Here is a 14943-nt window from a genome sequence, read left to right as displayed (position 1 = left end):
CGGGAGCCACGGCGCCGGGCGAGGCTCGCAGGCATGGAACCTGCGCGGATGGTCGGTGCGCCGGGTGGTTCGGCTGCTACGTTGCCCGACGTGTCAGCACCGGCCACCACGCCCGGCCCGGCGATCGTCACCAGTCGGGTCACCAAGACGTTCGGGCACGTCACCGCCCTCTCCAACCTCACCGTCGAGATGCCGGCGGGTGTCGTGGGCCTCGTCGGCGCCAACGGCGCAGGCAAGTCGACCCTCATCAAGATCCTCCTCGGCCTCCTGCCGCCGACGTCGGGCGAGGCGACGATCCTCGGCATGGACGCCACGACGCAGGGGCTCGCGATCCGGCAGCTCGTCGGGTACATGCCCGAGTCGGACTGCCTGCCGCCGGACGTCTCGGCCACCGAGCTCGTGGTGCACCTGGCACGGATGAGCGGCCTGCCGGGCGCGGCGGCGCGCGAGCGGGCGGCCGACACGCTGCGTCACGTCGGGCTGTACGAGGAGCGGTACCGCCCGATCGGCGGCTACTCCACCGGCATGAAGCAGCGGGTCAAGCTCGCGCAGGCCCTCGTCCACGACCCGCGCCTCGTGCTGCTCGACGAGCCGACGAACGGCCTCGACCCCGCCGGGCGCGACGAGATGCTGGACCTGATCCGGCGCATCGGCAACGACTTCGGCATCTCGGTGCTCGTCACGTCGCACCTGCTGGGCGAGCTCGAGCGGATCGCCGACCACATCGTCGTCATCGAGGGCGGCGTGCTGCAGCGCTCGACGTCGACCGCCGACGCGACGGCCCTCTCGGGGGTCATGGTCGTCGAGGTCACCGACCGGGGCCCGGAGGTCCTGGCCCGCCTGCGGGCCGCGGGTGCCGCGGTCGACGCGGCCGACGACGGCTCCAACCTCTTCACCCTGACGCAGCCCGACGAGGCGGTGCTCGACGCGGTGGCGTCCGTCGCCGCCGAGCTCGGCGTGGGGCTGGTGCGCATGCAACGGCGGCGCCACCACCTCACCGAGATGTTCCGGGAGGGCGCGGCATGAGCAGCCAGCCGATCGTTCCCGCGGTCCCGGCGCAGCCGGCCGCCGCCGAGGACGTCATCCACGACATCGGGTTCCGGCACTACGACGGGGTCCGCTTCGGGCGGGGCTGGATCGTCCGCTCGCTGCTCGTCGACACGCTGCGCGGCATCTTCGGCCTCGGCCGCCCGGCGCGCGCGAAGGTGATGCCCTGGATCCTCGTCGGGATCCTGCTCGCCCCGCCGCTCGTCGTCGCCCTCGTCGCGGTCCTCACCGGCGCGACGTCGCTGCCGATCACCTACACCGAGTACCTGTCACGGCTGTGGCTGCCGATCGCGCTGTTCGTCGCCGGCTCGGCGCCCTACGCGGTGTCGCGCGATCTGCGCTACGGCGTGCTGCCGCTGTACATGTCCCGGCCCATGGTGCGTACCGACTACGTGTGGGCCCGCTATGGCGGCCTCGCGATCGCGATGTTCCTCATCACGGCCGGCCCGCAGACGCTGCTCCTCATCGGCGCGCTGCTGGCGAAGATGCCGGTCGGCGACCAGCTGACCGGCTGGCTCGGGGGCCTGCTCGCCTCGGCGGTCCTGGCCGTGCTGCTGTCGGCGATCGGCCTGGTCATCGCGGCCTTCACGCCGCGGCGCGGCCTCGGGGTGGCGGCGATCATCACCACGCTGCTCGTCGTCCAGGGCATCTCCGAGGCGCTGTCGCGTGTCGCCCGGCTGCAGGGCGCGACCACCTGGGCCGTGCTCGCCGGGGCGATCGACCCGTCCCGCCTCGTCGACGGCCTGGCGGCGAAGATCCTCGACGTCACGCCGGCATCCCAGTTCGCGCCGACGACGGGCGGCGAGGTCGCCGTGTTCGTCCTGGTGTACGTGGTCCTCGTCGCCGGCGCGGGCGCCCTCCTGCTGCGTCGCTACCGGAAGGCGGGCCGACTGTGAGCGCCATCGTCCTCGACAAGGTGTCCCGCTGGTACGGCAACGTGGTCGCGGTCAACGACGTGACGATGACCATCGGTCCGGGCATCACGGGCCTGCTCGGCCCGAACGGCGCGGGCAAGTCGACGCTCATCTCGATGATGGGCGGCTTCCTCGCCCCCTCGGCGGGCACGGTGGCGCTCGACGGTGGCCACGTGTGGAAGAACCCCGAGATCTACCGCCAGGTGGGCCTCGTGCCCGAGGCCGAGGCGATGTACGACATGGTGACGGGCGCCCAGTTCCTCCTGGCGAACGCCCGCCTCCACGGCCTGCCGGACCCCGGGGCGGCGGCGCAGCGGGCGCTCGAGCTCGTCGACATGGTCGAACCGAGCGACCGGGCGATCGCCACGTACTCGAAGGGCATGAAGCAGCGCATCAAGATGGCCACGGCCCTGGTCCACGACCCGGCGGTGCTGCTGCTCGACGAGCCGTTCAACGGCATGGACCCGCGCCAGCGCCTCCACCTGATGGACCTGCTGCGGAGGCTGGCCGCCGAGGGGCGCACCGTGCTCTTCAGCAGCCACATCCTCGAGGAGGTCGAGCAGATCGCCGACCACATCGAGGTGCTCGTCGCCGGCCGGCACGCCGCCTCCGGCGACTACCGCCGCATCCGGCGCCTCATGACCGAGCGGCCGCACCAGTACTCGATCACGTCCAGCGACGACCGCCGCCTGGCGGCCGCGCTCGTCGCCGAAGGCGCCGCCGACGGCGTCACCCTCACCGACGGCACGCTGGCGATCCAGACCTCCGACTTCGGTCGCTTCGTCCATGCCCTGCCCCGGCTCGCCCACGCGTCCGGGGTCCGGCTGCTCGACGTCTCGCCGGCCGACGAGTCCCTCGAATCCGTCTTCGCCTACCTGGTGGCCCGATGAACCCCGTCGTCATGCAGCTGACGGTGCGCGGCCTGCTCGGCCGCCGCCGGTCCCTGCTCCTCGTCATCCTGCCGGCGCTGCTGCTCGGCCTGGCCGGGCTGACGCGCTGGGGCTCGCACGCCGACGTCGGCGCCTCGGCGGGCCTGGTCGGCAACTTCGCGCTGGGCACGCTGCTGCCGCTCATGTGCCTGCTCATCGGGACCGGCGTCATCGGACCGGAGATCGACGACGGCTCGATCGTCTACCTGCTCAACAAGCCCGTGCCGCGCCGCACCATCCTGCTGTCCAAGCTCGCGGTGGCCCTGGCGACGACCCTGGTGTTCGCGGTCCTGCCGATCGCCGCCTCGGCCGCCGTCGCGGGGGACGACCACTTCAAGCTCACCGGCGCGTACGGGCTGGCTGCGCTGCTCGCCGGCATCGCGTACACGACGATCTTCGTCGCGCTGTCCGTGCTGACCCGCAACGCGGTGATCATCGGCCTGCTCTACGCGCTGCTCTGGGAGGGCGTCCTGGGCGGCTACGTGCCCGGCGTCAAGGACGTGTCGGTGCGGCAGTGGGCCCTGGCCCCCGCCGAGCACCTGCTGGACGCGGCCGACGCCGCGGGCTGGGGCGTCACCTCGGCCGTCTCGGTGACGGTGGGGGTCACGATGCTGGCCGTCGTCGTCCTCGGCGCCGGCTGGATCGCGATCGGGAAGCTCAAGACGCTGCGCCTGGCCGCCGCGGAGTAGTCAGGCCCTCGTCGTCCCGGGCGCGCCGTCGTGGCGCAGGCCCAGGAGCAGCAGGCCGACCATGCGCTCCGCGCCGCTCCCGTGGCAGAGGTTCGCGACCGCGCTCAGGAAGTCGGCGGCCTCGACGTGCTGGTGCACCTCGCCGGACTGCGTCGCCGCCCGGAGCAGGCGGTCGAGCGTCGGCGCGAGATGCGTGGCGAAGTAGTCCCGCAGCGGCTCGTACGCCGGGTCGCCGGAGTGCAGCGCCGTCGCGAGCCCGCGCTTCGTCGCGACGAACTCCGTGTACCGCATCGTCCACAGGTCGAGCGCCTCGCCAGGGGGATGGGACGCCTCCAGCTCGCCCGCGGCCGCGACGCACTCGTCGATCTCGTGCCGGAACACGGCCGAGATGAGGTCGGAGCGCAGCGGAAAGTGCCGGTAGAGCGTCCCGACCCCGACGCCGGCACGCTCGGCGATCGCGCGGACCGGCGCGTCGACGCCGGACTCGGTGAAGACGACCTTCGCGGCCTGCACCAGCGCCGCGACGTTCTGCCGCGCGTCGGCACGCTTCGGCCGTGCCCCGGATGCCGGGCCTGCGGCGGGCCCGGCGGTCGTCTCGGTGCTCGTGGTCGTCCCCCCCCTTGCAATCGGAACAATGTTCCGCTTACGGTACATGTGAGCGGAACGATGTTCCGATTACTGGATCCTAGGACGCCTCGCCCCCCGGGGCCAGCGTCCGCGAGACGGCAGGAGAACAGATCGTGCAGTACCGCACCCTCGGCCGCACCGGCATCAAGGTCACCCCGTACGCGCTGGGCGCGATGATGCTCGGCGCGCTCGGCAACCCCGACCGGCAGGACGGCATCCGGATCATCCACCGCGCCCTGGACGCCGGGATCAACGTCATCGACACCGCGGACCGCTACGGGGACTCCGAGGAGGTCGTCGGCCAGGCGCTGCGCGGTCGGCGAGACTCGGTGGTGCTGGCCACCAAGTTCACCGGCGCCGTCGACGACGACGTCAACCACCGCGGCGCGTCCCGCCGCTGGATCGTGCAGGCCGTCGAGCGCTCGCTGCGCGCGATGCAGACCGACCACATCGACCTCTACCAGGTGCATCGCCCCGACCCGGACACCGACATCGACGAGACGCTGTCCGCGCTCACCGACCTCGTGCGGCAGGGCAAAGTGCGGGCGATCGGCACCTCGTCGATGCGGGGCTCCGAGATCGTCGAGGCCCAGTGGACGTCGGAGCGCCGCGGCTTCGAGCGCTTCCGCACCGAGCAGCCGAACTACTCGATCCTCGACCGGGAGATCGAGCGCGAGATCCTGCCGGCGGCGCAGCGCTACGGCATGGGCGTCCTCGTCTACAGCCCGCTGGCGGGCGGCACGCTCACCGGCCGCTACCGGGCCGGCCGGGAGAACGACGTCTTCCGCTCGACCCGGACCGGCATGCGTCACTTCCGCGACGAGCGTCGGCTCGCCGCCGTCGAGCAGCTCGTCGCGCTGTCCGCCGAGGCCGGGATCTCGCTGACCCACCTGGCCATGGCCTTCGCGATCGCGCACCCGGGCGTGACGTCGGCGATCGCCGGGCCGCGCACCATGGAGCAGCTCGAGGACACGCTCGCCGGCCTCGACGTCGTGCTCTCCGACGAGCTGCTCGACCGCATCGACGCGATCGTCCCGCCGGGCGAGAGCATCGGCGCCATGGACATGGTCTACCGCGGTCCCGAGGTGGGGAACCCGAGCCTGCGCCGACGCCCGGTGGGCGAGCGCTCGGCGGCGTGACCGGCGGGGCCGCCGACGCCGGACCGTGCCGGCGCCCGCGTCAGCGGCTGACGGCTGCCGTGAGGTCCGGCGGCAGCAGCCGCGCCGAGCGGACGAGCCGGTAGGCGACCACCACCGTGATCGTCTGCGCGGCCATCAGCCCGACCAGCACGAGCACCTGCGCCGCACCGGCCTGCGCGGGCGTGCCGCCGCCGAGCATGACGCCGACGAACGCGCCCGGCAGTGTGACGAGGCCGACCGTGCGGGTCTGGTCCATCCCCGGCACGAGGGCCTCCGGCAGAAGCCGGAGCGCCACGACGTCGATCGCGTCGCGCGGGTGCATCCCCAGGGCCAGCCCAGCCTCGTAGATCTCCCGCTGGTCGCGCAGGGCGCCGAACACGCGCCGCCCCGCGAGCGAGTGCGCGTTCATGACGCCGCCGATGACGATGCCCGCGAACGGCACGAGCGACGGGCCGTTGAACGGCACGGACCGCGTGGCGAAGATCACGACGAGGACGGGCAGCACGCCGCACGCCATCGCGAGGGCGGCCCACGGCCAGGCCCGCGGCGCCTCCACTCGCCGGGACGTCGTGGCGACCGCGACGCTGAACATCGCCAGGGTGAACACGAGCGACCACCCGACGGACCGCAGCACGACCGTGATGACCAGGGCGACCACCGCCAGCTGCAGCACCGCACGGGCGGCCGCCACGACGATCTGCCGCTCGCGGCGCAGCCGCCCCACCTGCGAGGCGGCGACGGCCAGGACGACGAGGACGACGAGGGCGACCGCGACCGCCGGTCCGGGCTGCGCAGGCACGGTGGCAACCCTAGGCGTCCTGCGGCCGCGGCCCGGCGGCGGCCCGGGCGTTGGGGGCACCGGGACGGCCCGGGATGCACGGTGGGTGCGGCCGGACGGGGACAATGTCCGCCGTGGACCTGGCCCCCGTCCTCCTGCACGTGCTGAGCACGCCGTCGGCGCCGGGCGTCGACGACCTGGCGCACCTCCTCGTCGACACCCGGCTCGAGCTCGTCGGCGTCTTCGCCGCCGCCCTGTCGGGAGGCCTGGCGGCGGTCCGCAAGGAGTTCGACGTGTTCGGCGTCCTCGTCCTGGCGTGGGCCACCGGCCTGGGCGGCGGCATGCTGCGCGACGTGCTCATCGGCGCGACGCCACCCGTGGGGATCGCCGACTGGAGCTACATCGTCACGGCGCTGGTCGCCGGCCTGGCGGTGCTCCTGTTCCACCCCCGGGTGTCGCGTAACCGCCGCGCGGTCGTCGTGCTCGACGCGTGCGCCCTCGGCGTGTTCGTCCTGCTCGGCACCATGAAGGCGCTGGGGATGGGCGCCAACGTGACGGCGTCCGTGGTCGTCGGGCTGCTCACCGGGATCGGCGGCGGCATCCTGCGCGACATCCTCGTCAGCGAGGTGCCGCTGGTCCTCGCCGACCGCAAGCTCTACGCGATCCCCGCGCTGCTCGGCGCGGGCCTGACGGCCGCCCTCTGGCACGCCGGCTGGCTCAACGGGGCGACGCAGTGGGCGGTCGTCCTGCTCGTCATCGGGTTCCGGCTGCTGTCGCTGCGCCTGGGCTGGGTGGTGCCGGACGCGCGGTCCGCGCGTGCGTGGCGGCGGGCGGACGACGACCGGGCCGCGGCCGATCCCGGCGAGGTGTAGCCGAGCGCGGCAGGCGTGCACGGCGGATCCCCGCCCCGACGCCCGCGCACCCGGTCGACGCGCGCCGCCCGCGCCCCGGCGTTACGGTGAACGAGCGGCCGCCGGTCCAGCAGACGTCCCGGCCGCCCCGCCAGCGGGCGTGCCTCGGGCCGCCGCGGGCGAACGGGTCCGGAAGGGGCCCGGCCCCTCGCGAGAGGAGTCGTCATGTATCTGGGACTCGGCATCTTCCTGCTCGTCGTCGGCGCCGTGCTCACCTTCGCCACGTCGATCCACGTCAGCGGCATCGACATCAGCGTCGTCGGTTGGATCCTCATGGCCGGCGGCCTCCTGGCGATCATCCTGTCGCTCACGATGACGCGCCGCCGCGGCATCGTGTCGCACGACGTCACCCAGCGTGACCCCGTGACGGGCACGGAGGTCCACGACGCCCGCATCGAGCCGTAACGAGGGACAGAGGGCGTGCGGGGCGACCCGCTCCGCACCAGGCACAACGACGTAGGGAGGTCGTCATGCCGGGACGTAGCCCGGGTCCGAGCGTCAAGGACAAGGACCTCTACGAGAAGCTGCGCGACGAGGGCAACAGCAAGGAGAAGTCGGCCCGGATCGCCAATGCCAGCGCCGCGCGCGGCCGCCGCGCCGTGGCCGCCAAGGGTGGCCGCTCCGGCGACTACGCCGACATGACGGTGAGCGAGCTGCACAAGCGCGCCGCCGAGATCGGCATCCGCGGGCGCTCGACGATGAACAAGCGCGAGCTCATCAGCGCGCTGCGGCACCACTAGCCGCGCTCGATACCAGTCGCCCGCCGGGCGCAGGGCCTCGGCGGGCGACTGCCACGGCCCCCGCCGGCCCGGTCGTCACCCCCCGACGTCCGGGCCGGCGGGTCGCGGTGCGGAGTGCGCCGCCGACCCCGGCACGCCGTCGAGGCGGGTGAGGAGCGGACATGGCAACGACAGTCAGCGACGTGCTGACCCCGGACATCATCTCGATCAGCTCCATGAGGACCGCGCGCGATGCGGCCGAGCTCATGCACACGGCCGACGTCGGAGCGGTCGTCGTCACCGACGGCGGCCAGCTCGTCGGGCTCGTCACCGACCGCGACCTCGTCGTGCGCGTCCTGGCCGCCGGCGGCGGGCCCGACACCCCGGTCTCCGAGGCCTGCAGCGGCGACCTCGTCACGGTCTCCCCGGACGACGACGTCGCCGACGCGGCCCGCGTCATGGCCCAGCACGCCGTGCGCCGGTTGCCGGTGGTCTCGGGCGACAAGGTCGTCGGGATCGTCTCGCTGGGCGACCTGGCGATCGTGAGCGACCCCACCTCGGTCCTCGGCCAGGTCTCGGCGCGGCCCGCGAACGCATGAGGCGCCACCGCCCGGCGGCCGCCCGCGGCGGTCACCGGCCGCAGCCCTGGTCAGCGGCGCGCTGACGGGGGACCATGGTCCCATGCGCTCCATCTGGAAGGGCTCCGTCGCCTTCGGGCTCGTCAACGTGCCGGTCAAGCTCTACAGCGCGACCGAGGACCATGACGTCCCGTTGCACCAGGTCCACGACGCCGACGGCGGCCGCATCCGCTACCAGCGCGTCTGCGAGCTCGACGGCGAGACCGTCGCGTACGAGCACATCGACCGGGCGTACGACGACGGCGAGCGCACGGTGGTGCTCACCAAGGAGGACCTCGCGGCGCTGCCCGCCGAGCGCGACCGGGAGATCGAGGTCGTCGAGTTCGTGCCGAGCGACCAGATCGACCCGATCATGCTCGACCGCACGTACTACCTCGAGCCCGACTCGAAGTCGACGAAGGCCTACGTGCTGCTGCGCGAGACGCTGCAGGCCACCGACCGCACGGCCGTGGTGAAGTTCGCGCTGCGCCAGCGCACCAGCCTGGCCGCGCTGCGGGTGCGCGGCGACGTGCTGGTGCTGCAGACGCTGCTGTGGGCCGACGAGGTCCGCGCGGCGGAGTTCCCGTCGCTCGAGGCGAAGGTGGAGGTCTCCGACCGCGAGCTGGCCATGAGCAAGCAGCTCGTCGACAGCTTCGCGACCGACTTCACGCCCGAGCAGTACACCGACGAGTACCAGGTGCAGCTGCGCCAGCTCGTCGAGGCGAAGCTCGAGCGGGGCGAGGCGGTCGACACCGCGGCCACCTTCGGGGAACGCGCCGAGGAGGGCGGCGGTGCCGAGGTCATCGACCTCATGGACGCGCTGCGCAAGAGCGTCGCGGAGGCCAAGGCGAAGCGCGGCGGCGCGGCCGACGAGGCCGAGGCGGAGCCGCACGCGGCGGCGCGGGCCCGCAAGAGGACCGGCTGACGCGGAACCCTCGCCCGACTTCCGTGGGCTCTGGACCGTCCAGCACGGTCCGGGCTTCACCGAGGTCGCCCCGGGGGCCGACGGGTCAGATCTCGACGACGACCTCGTCGGGCCTCTTGTCCTCGCGCCAGCCGCGCCACGACGGCGCGCGCAGGCGGGCCTCCGGGTCCGTGGCCGGGTCGGCCGTCCACTCCGCCGCCTCCACCTCGCCGACGAGGGACGGGGTGACCCAGTGGGCGTACCGGGCGTCGATCCTCGGCACGCCCTCCAGGGGCGGGCTCTTCCGGTCGAGCGACGCCAGCCGGGTCGCCACGGCCCGCCGGTCGGCGTCGCTGAACCCCGTGCCGACCCGGCCGGCGTAGCGCAGGTCGCCGTCGGGGCCGGGGACCGCGAGCAGCAGGCCGCCGACGAACCGGTCGTCGGAGCGCGGCTCGCCCGCGTGCAGCGGCCGCCAGCCGACGACCACCACCTCCTGCGTGCGCGTGCGCTTGAACTTCAGCCACAGCCGCGACCGGGCCCCCGTGGTGTAGGTCGAGTCGCGGCGCTTGGCCATGACGCCTTCGAGGCGCAGCCGCTGCGCGGTGGCGCTCGCCGCCTCGAGGTCGCCGTCGAACGCCGGCGGCACGTGGATCGGTGCCGCCGGGCCGAGCACGCGGTCGAGGACGCCGCGGCGCTCGTCGTACGGCGTGCGCAGCAGGGTCCGTGACCCGGCCTGGAGGACGTCGAACACCATGAGGTCGACCGGCCCGGTGTGCCGCTGGAGGCGCCGGAAGTCGGGGCGGCCCGCGGCGTCGACGGCGACGATCTCGCCGTCCAGCACCACCGGCAGGTCGCCGCGCACCTGGTCGGCGAGCACGTGCAGCTCGGGGTAGGTCGCGGTGAGGTCCTGGCCGGTCCGCGACAGGAGCCGGAGCCGCCGGCCACCGTCGGACGCGGCCTCGACGACGGCGAGCGCGCGGTAGCCGTCCCACTTCATCTCGAAGGCCCAGCGCGGCTCGCGCGCCGCACCGTCCGCGGTGAGCTCGCGCCGTTCGCCGGCGGTGGCCGACGAGGCCAGCATCGGGTGCAGCGGCACGGCGACTCGAGCCGGCTCGTCGTCGACCGCCGGGCGATGCCGCGTGCCGGCGTCCGCCGTCCGTCGCGGCGACGCACCGTTGTCCGCCGTGTCCGCCGGGTCCGCCGGGTCCGCCGTGTCCGCCGTGTCCGCCGGGTCCGCCTCGCCGGTCAGGTCGGCACGAGCCTCGTCGTGCGCGGCCTCGTCGGCCGCGGACTGCTCCGGGTCACCCGGCTGGTCCTTGGTGCGGTGGATCAGCCACGTGGCCTCGTCGTCCGCCTTGCCGGTGCGGATGAGCGCGAGGCGGCGCGAGCCGCGCCGGTCGCTGTGGAGCGTGACGATGACCTCGGCGCCCTCGCGCCACTTCTCGAGCTCGTACGTCCCGCGGTCCCAGATCGACACGGTGCCACCGCCGTACTCGCCCTTGGGGATCTCGCCCTCGAAGTCGCCGTACGCGAGGGGGTGGTCCTCCGTCTGCACCGCGAGGTTGTTCCGCTTCGGGTCGGTGGGCTCGCCCTTCGGCAGGGCCCACGAGACGAGCACGCCCTCGTGCTCGAGCCGGAAGTCGAAGTGCAGGCGGCGGGCGTGGTGCTCCTGGATGACGAACCGTGGCGGCGCGCCCTCCGGGCGCGGCTCGCCGCTGCCGAACGGCTCCGGCGTCCGGGCCGGGTCGCGCTTGGCGTTGTACGCCTCGAGCCGGGCGAGGTGCTCGGGCGTCGGCTCCAGCTGCGCCAGGTGGGCGCCCAGGAGCGGCGCCAGCAGGTCGCCGTCGCGTGCGACGCGGTCGAGGACCTCGTCGTACGCGAGGTGCCGCAGCTGCGGGTCCTCGAGCTCCTCCCACGTCCGCGGCGCCGCGACCATGGGGTGCGGGCGACCGCGCAGCGAGTAGGGCGCGATCGTCGTCTTGCTGCCGTTGTTCTGCGACCAGTCGACGAGCACCTTCCCGGCGCGGATCGACTTCTTCATGTCGCTGACGACGAGGTCGGGGTGCTCCGCCTCGAGGTAGCGCGCCAGCTCGTGCGCCACCGCGCTGACCTGGTCGGTGTCCTGCCGGCCGTCGAGCGCCGCGTACAGGTGGATGCCCTTCGAGCCGCTGGTGACGGGCAGCGGGTCCAGGCCCATGCCGCGCAGGATGTCGCGGGCCAGCCGGGCGACCTCGGCGCACTCCGCCAGCCCGGCGCCCTCGCCCGGGTCGAGGTCGAGCACCATCCGGTCGGGCGCCAGGTGCGCGCCGGCGCGGCCCACCTGCCACTGCGGCACGTGGATCTCCAGCGTCGCGGTCTGGCCGAGCCAGGTGAGGGTCGCCAGGTCGTCGACGAGCACGTAGTCGTTGGTGGAGCTCGTGTGCGTGATGCGGTGCGTGCGCACCCACGAGGGAGTGGAGGCGTCGGCGTTCTTCTGGAAGAAGACGGGGCCGTCCACGCCGTCGGGCCAGCGCTTGCGGGTGGCCGTGCGGTGCCGGGCATGGGGGATGAGCACCGGCGCGATGCGCGCGAGGTAGTCGAGCACCTCGCCCTTCGTCGTGCCCGTCTCCGGGTACAGCACCTTGTCGAGGTTGGTGAGCCGGATGCGGTGGCCGTCGACGGTGATCGGCTGCGACGTCTCGGGGCTCATGTCTCCTCCTCGGTTCCCGGGCTCCAGGCTCACCCCGTCGGAGCCGCCGCGCAATTCGCAGATTGCCTGGTGAGAGGCGTCCGGGGTGCGACGACGCCGCCCCGGCGGGACCATGAGACCGGGCACGCCGCGGGTGAGGACCTCGCCCGGTGACGTGTGGCCGCCGCTGTCGTGGGCGGCCGAGAGGGCGCCCGGCGCGTCCTCCACCGAAGGGAGACGACGATGAGCACGGACACGGGTATCGGCATGGGGATGGGCGGCACGAGCGGTCCGCGGGCCATCGAGCAGGTGCGGACCGGGATGCGCGTCGTCGACGTCGAGGGTGCGGAGATCGGCACCGTCACGGACGTCTACCTCGGTGACCCGGGGGCCGAGACGGTGCCGGCGGAGCCGGACGTCGGTGGCGCGGTGTTCGTCGCGCCGGGTGGCGCGGCCCCGGCGGGGGGCGGCGTCGGCTCGCTCGGCGGTGGCGTCTTCGCCGGCACCCTCGGCTCGGACCTGCCGCAGACGGAACGCGCGCGACTGCTCCGGGAGGGCTACGTCCGCATCGACGTCAAGGGGCTGTTCTCGGGGCACCGGTTCGCGGCGTCCGAGGACATCGCGGACGTCAGTGACGACGTCGTGCACCTGTCCGTCGACTCGGGCCGCCTGGTCCACTGACGGACCGGTCCACGCGCGGTTGGGCCGGCCGGCGCCGCCTCACGGGCGGTCCGGCCGGCCGCTGCCGTCCCGGTGGCCGGTGGTGAGCGGGCCCAGCGGCGACACGTCGAGCTCGTGCACGAGCGTCAGGAAGGCGCGGGCGTACGGGTAGGCCGCCGTCTCGTCGCGGACCCGCGCCCAGTCGACCTGCTCGCGCAGGGCGCGGGCCATGCCCAGCAGCGGCGTGAAGTCGCAGTAGTGCTCGCCGAGCACGCGCATCTTCGCCGAGAGGATGTCGGTGGCCGACAGCACGGGCATCCGCACCGCGAGCACCTCGAGGACGTCGCTGCCGGCCAGCATCTCCTCGGTGACGGGCTCGCCGACCATGCGGAAGAGGACGTCCACCAGGGCGCCCTGGTAGTAGGCCTTGAACAGCCAGTTCTCCGGCGGGTCCGCCAGCTCAAGCCCCGCCGCGGCGATCGCCTCGCGGGCTCGCGGCACGTCCTGCTCGCGCACCGCGAAGTCGGCGTCGTGGCTCGGCTCGGGGGCGCCCCGGGCCCACGCGGCGTAGCCGCCGACGAGGGCGAAGGGGATGCCGGCGTCCTCGAGTGCGACGGCCGTGAGGCGCAGGGCGTCCTGGAGGGCGGCGCGATCCTCGCTCATCCGTCGTTCCTACCGGACGGCGCGCGCCCCGGCACCCCGGCGGGCAGGATCGATCCGGTGCGGGTCGCGACGTTCAACATCCTCCATGGCCGGTCGCTCGTCGACGGCCGCGTCGACGTCGCCCGCTTCGCCGAGGCGGTCAAGAGTCTCGACGCCGACGTGCTGGCGCTCCAGGAGGTGGACCGCGACCAGCCGCGCTCGCTGCAGGCGGACCTGACGACGGTGGCCGCGCGGGCCGCCGGCGCCACGGCGCACCGCTTCGTGGCGACGCTGCACGGTGAACCGGGCACGTGGACGGCGGCGTCGGGCATGGAGCAGCCGGACATCGCGGCGTACGGCATCGCCCTCGTGTCGCGGTTCCCCGTGCTCGGCTGGCGGGTGACGACGCTGCCGGCCCTCGCCCACACCGTGCCGGTGATCCACCCCGGGCACCGCTGGCCGCAGCTGACGCGGGACGAGCCGCGGGCGGCGGTGTCCGCGCTGCTCGACACGCCGCAGGGCCGGCTGACGGTCGTCGCGACGCACCTGAGCTTCATCCCGGGCTGGAACGTGGTGCAGCTCCGCCGGCTCGCGCGCGCCAGCCGCGAGCTGCCACGGCCGCTGGTGCTGCTGGGGGACCTCAACCTCGGCACGCGTGCCGCCGTGCGGGCCACGGGCTGGCGGCTGGCGGCGCAGGCGGCGACGTTCCCGTCGCCCGCCCCGGCGCGGCAGATCGACCACGTGCTGGTCGACGGCGCGATCACACCGCTAGGGCCGCCGCTCGCGCCGGACGCGGGGGTCTCCGACCACCGGCCGCTGGCGGTCGACCTCGCGCTCGACGGCTGGGCCGGCGGCGCCGGGACGCCGTGAGACGACGCCGCGGTCCCGCACCACGGGACCGCGGCGTGCGCGCGGCTCAGCGATCGGCCGTCGGCGCCGCCTCGGGCTCCTCCTCGACCGGCCGCACGAGGTCCGTCAGGAGCTCCGTGCTCGGGGTGGCCTGGTGGGCGTTCGCGACGACCCGTTCGGCCAGCGTGCGCAGCTTGACGTTGGACCGCATGGACGCGCCGCGCAGGAGGTCGAAGGCCTCCTCGACCGTCACCCCGGTGCGCGCGGCCGTGACGCCCATCGCCTGGTCGATGACGGCGCGCCGCTCGTCGGCCTGGCGGATCTGCCGGGTCGCCTCGTCGGCGGCGAGCAGCCGGACGGCCGCCGTGATGTCGACGAAGTGGCCGGTGATCTCCGTGACCCGCACGCCGGGGCCGGAGGGGTGCGCGTCGCCGACGGTCGCCAGCACCCGCTCGGTGCCCTGCGCGTCGAGGATGCGGTGCACGGAGGCGAACGTGCCGCCGAGCAGGCTGGTGCTCGTCAACGCCCCCGCGTAGCGCTCGCGGTCGTCCGGGTGCTTGTGGGCGAGGATCATCGCCGTGGTCGGCACGACCTCCCCGGGCTCGAACCCGTGCATGCGGTAGACCTCGTCGGACCACCACCAGCGATCGGTCGTCACGTCATACCGGAACTCGCCGGTCTGGAACGACACCCCTGACGTCAGGGCACCGGTGATCGCTTTCGCGTTGCTCGCCATGTCGGGAACCCCCCTCGCGAGTCGAGCAGGGCCACGTCCTGACCCGTCTGCGACCGTACGCACCCGACCGCGAATTGCGCAACATGAGCGATACACAAAGGGCGGACGCTAGCC

17 protein-coding genes are annotated in these 14943 nt (G+C 73.9%); 12 read left to right on the top strand and 5 right to left on the bottom strand.

The window, feature by feature from the left end:
• Positions 1 to 90: 90 nt before the first annotated feature.
• From BGO37_RS05615 to BGO37_RS05600, 4 genes are read left to right on the top strand one after another with little or no spacing between them, the layout of a single operon-like run.
• Positions 91 to 1026 (top strand): ABC transporter ATP-binding protein, encoded by a 936-nt coding sequence (locus BGO37_RS05615; protein WP_291752980.1) that lies wholly within the window; start codon positions 91 to 93, stop codon positions 1024 to 1026.
• Positions 1023 to 1943 carry an ABC transporter permease gene (locus BGO37_RS05610; protein WP_291752979.1) on the top strand — a complete coding sequence of 307 codons (921 nt, stop codon included), beginning with the start codon at positions 1023 to 1025 and terminating at the stop codon, positions 1941 to 1943. The genes BGO37_RS05615 and BGO37_RS05610 overlap by 4 nt, the downstream gene beginning before the upstream one ends.
• Entirely contained in the window at positions 1940 to 2851 is a 912-nt protein-coding gene (locus BGO37_RS05605; protein ID WP_291752977.1) for an ABC transporter ATP-binding protein, read from the top strand. The genes BGO37_RS05610 and BGO37_RS05605 overlap by 4 nt, the downstream gene beginning before the upstream one ends.
• The gene (locus BGO37_RS05600) at positions 2848 to 3579 is read left to right on the top strand and encodes an ABC transporter permease (protein WP_291752976.1); all 732 of its coding nucleotides are present in this window, start codon (positions 2848 to 2850) and stop codon (positions 3577 to 3579) included. Before BGO37_RS05605 ends, BGO37_RS05600 begins: the two co-directional genes overlap by 4 nt.
• On the opposite strand, the gene BGO37_RS05595 is transcribed toward BGO37_RS05600, so the two are convergent.
• A complete protein-coding gene (locus tag BGO37_RS05595; RefSeq protein WP_291752974.1) occupies positions 3580 to 4092 on the bottom strand; it encodes a TetR/AcrR family transcriptional regulator in 513 nt (170 codons plus the stop codon).
• Positions 4093 to 4319: 227 nt separating this feature from the next.
• On the opposite strand from BGO37_RS05595, the gene BGO37_RS05590 reads away from it, so the two are divergent.
• Positions 4320 to 5345: an aldo/keto reductase gene (locus BGO37_RS05590; protein WP_291752972.1), complete on the top strand. Its 1026-nt coding sequence runs from the start codon at positions 4320 to 4322 to the stop codon at positions 5343 to 5345.
• Between the two features lie 40 nt (positions 5346 to 5385).
• Here the strand turns inward: BGO37_RS05590 and BGO37_RS05585 are convergent, their stop codons facing one another.
• Positions 5386 to 6144, bottom strand: a complete 759-nt coding sequence (locus tag BGO37_RS05585; protein ID WP_291752970.1) for an ABC transporter permease — start codon at positions 6142 to 6144, stop codon at positions 5386 to 5388.
• A gap of 113 nt (positions 6145 to 6257) precedes the next feature.
• On the opposite strand from BGO37_RS05585, the gene BGO37_RS05580 reads away from it, so the two are divergent.
• From BGO37_RS05580 to BGO37_RS05560, 5 genes are all read left to right on the top strand, one after another.
• On the top strand, positions 6258 to 6995 hold the full coding sequence (locus tag BGO37_RS05580) for a TRIC cation channel family protein (RefSeq protein ID WP_291752969.1): 738 nt from the start codon (positions 6258 to 6260) through the stop codon (positions 6993 to 6995).
• Positions 6996 to 7199: 204 nt separating this feature from the next.
• Complete coding sequence (locus tag BGO37_RS05575) at positions 7200 to 7439, top strand: DUF6458 family protein (RefSeq protein WP_291752968.1); 240 nt, start codon at positions 7200 to 7202, stop codon at positions 7437 to 7439.
• 65 nt (positions 7440 to 7504) lie between these two features.
• Positions 7505 to 7774, top strand: a complete 270-nt coding sequence (locus BGO37_RS05570; protein WP_291752966.1) for a Rho termination factor N-terminal domain-containing protein — start codon at positions 7505 to 7507, stop codon at positions 7772 to 7774.
• A gap of 161 nt (positions 7775 to 7935) precedes the next feature.
• Positions 7936 to 8352 (top strand): CBS domain-containing protein, encoded by a 417-nt coding sequence (locus BGO37_RS05565; protein WP_291752965.1) that lies wholly within the window; start codon positions 7936 to 7938, stop codon positions 8350 to 8352.
• Between the two features lie 82 nt (positions 8353 to 8434).
• Positions 8435 to 9295, top strand: coding sequence for a Ku protein (locus BGO37_RS05560; RefSeq protein WP_291752964.1), 861 nt, complete (start codon positions 8435 to 8437; stop codon positions 9293 to 9295).
• An 85-nt stretch (positions 9296 to 9380) separates the two neighbouring features.
• On the opposite strand, the gene BGO37_RS05555 is transcribed toward BGO37_RS05560, so the two are convergent.
• A complete protein-coding gene (locus tag BGO37_RS05555) occupies positions 9381 to 11963 on the bottom strand; it encodes an ATP-dependent DNA ligase (RefSeq protein WP_291752962.1) in 2583 nt (860 codons plus the stop codon).
• A gap of 222 nt (positions 11964 to 12185) precedes the next feature.
• Here BGO37_RS05555 and BGO37_RS05550 point away from each other — a divergent pair, with 222 nt between their 5' ends.
• Entirely contained in the window at positions 12186 to 12623 is a 438-nt protein-coding gene (locus BGO37_RS05550) for a hypothetical protein (RefSeq protein WP_291752961.1), read from the top strand.
• A gap of 39 nt (positions 12624 to 12662) precedes the next feature.
• Here BGO37_RS05550 and BGO37_RS05545 read toward each other — a convergent pair whose 3' ends face one another.
• A complete protein-coding gene (locus tag BGO37_RS05545) occupies positions 12663 to 13265 on the bottom strand; it encodes a nucleotidyltransferase family protein (protein WP_291752960.1) in 603 nt (200 codons plus the stop codon).
• 57 nt (positions 13266 to 13322) lie between these two features.
• On the opposite strand from BGO37_RS05545, the gene BGO37_RS05540 reads away from it, so the two are divergent.
• Positions 13323 to 14114 carry an endonuclease/exonuclease/phosphatase family protein gene (locus tag BGO37_RS05540; protein ID WP_291752958.1) on the top strand — a complete coding sequence of 264 codons (792 nt, stop codon included), beginning with the start codon at positions 13323 to 13325 and terminating at the stop codon, positions 14112 to 14114.
• Positions 14115 to 14160: 46 nt separating this feature from the next.
• Here the strand turns inward: BGO37_RS05540 and BGO37_RS05535 are convergent, their stop codons facing one another.
• Positions 14161 to 14829: a PAS and ANTAR domain-containing protein gene (locus BGO37_RS05535; protein ID WP_291752956.1), complete on the bottom strand. Its 669-nt coding sequence runs from the start codon at positions 14827 to 14829 to the stop codon at positions 14161 to 14163.
• Positions 14830 to 14943 lie beyond the last annotated feature (114 nt).

Origin of the sequence: Cellulomonas sp. 73-92, from assembly GCF_001898175.1 — a bacterium.
GTDB lineage: Bacteria > Actinomycetota > Actinomycetes > Actinomycetales > Cellulomonadaceae > Cellulomonas.
This window is presented reverse-complemented; position numbering and strand designations above follow the sequence as displayed.

Coding starts and splice junctions, on each gene's coding strand:
- BGO37_RS05600 (WP_291752976.1), top strand. CDS start 2,848: ATGAACCCCGTCGTCATGCAGCTGACGGTGCGCGGCCTGCTCGGCCGC.
- BGO37_RS05610 (WP_291752979.1), top strand. CDS start 1,023: ATGAGCAGCCAGCCGATCGTTCCCGCGGTCCCGGCGCAGCCGGCCGCC.
- BGO37_RS05575 (WP_291752968.1), top strand. CDS start 7,200: ATGTATCTGGGACTCGGCATCTTCCTGCTCGTCGTCGGCGCCGTGCTC.
- BGO37_RS05545 (WP_291752960.1), bottom strand. CDS start 13,265: ATGAGCGAGGATCGCGCCGCCCTCCAGGACGCCCTGCGCCTCACGGCC.
- BGO37_RS05550 (WP_291752961.1), top strand. CDS start 12,186: ATGAGCACGGACACGGGTATCGGCATGGGGATGGGCGGCACGAGCGGT.
- BGO37_RS05560 (WP_291752964.1), top strand. CDS start 8,435: ATGCGCTCCATCTGGAAGGGCTCCGTCGCCTTCGGGCTCGTCAACGTG.
- BGO37_RS05555 (WP_291752962.1), bottom strand. CDS start 11,963: ATGAGCCCCGAGACGTCGCAGCCGATCACCGTCGACGGCCACCGCATC.
- BGO37_RS05535 (WP_291752956.1), bottom strand. CDS start 14,829: ATGGCGAGCAACGCGAAAGCGATCACCGGTGCCCTGACGTCAGGGGTG.
- BGO37_RS05570 (WP_291752966.1), top strand. CDS start 7,505: ATGCCGGGACGTAGCCCGGGTCCGAGCGTCAAGGACAAGGACCTCTAC.
- BGO37_RS05565 (WP_291752965.1), top strand. CDS start 7,936: ATGGCAACGACAGTCAGCGACGTGCTGACCCCGGACATCATCTCGATC.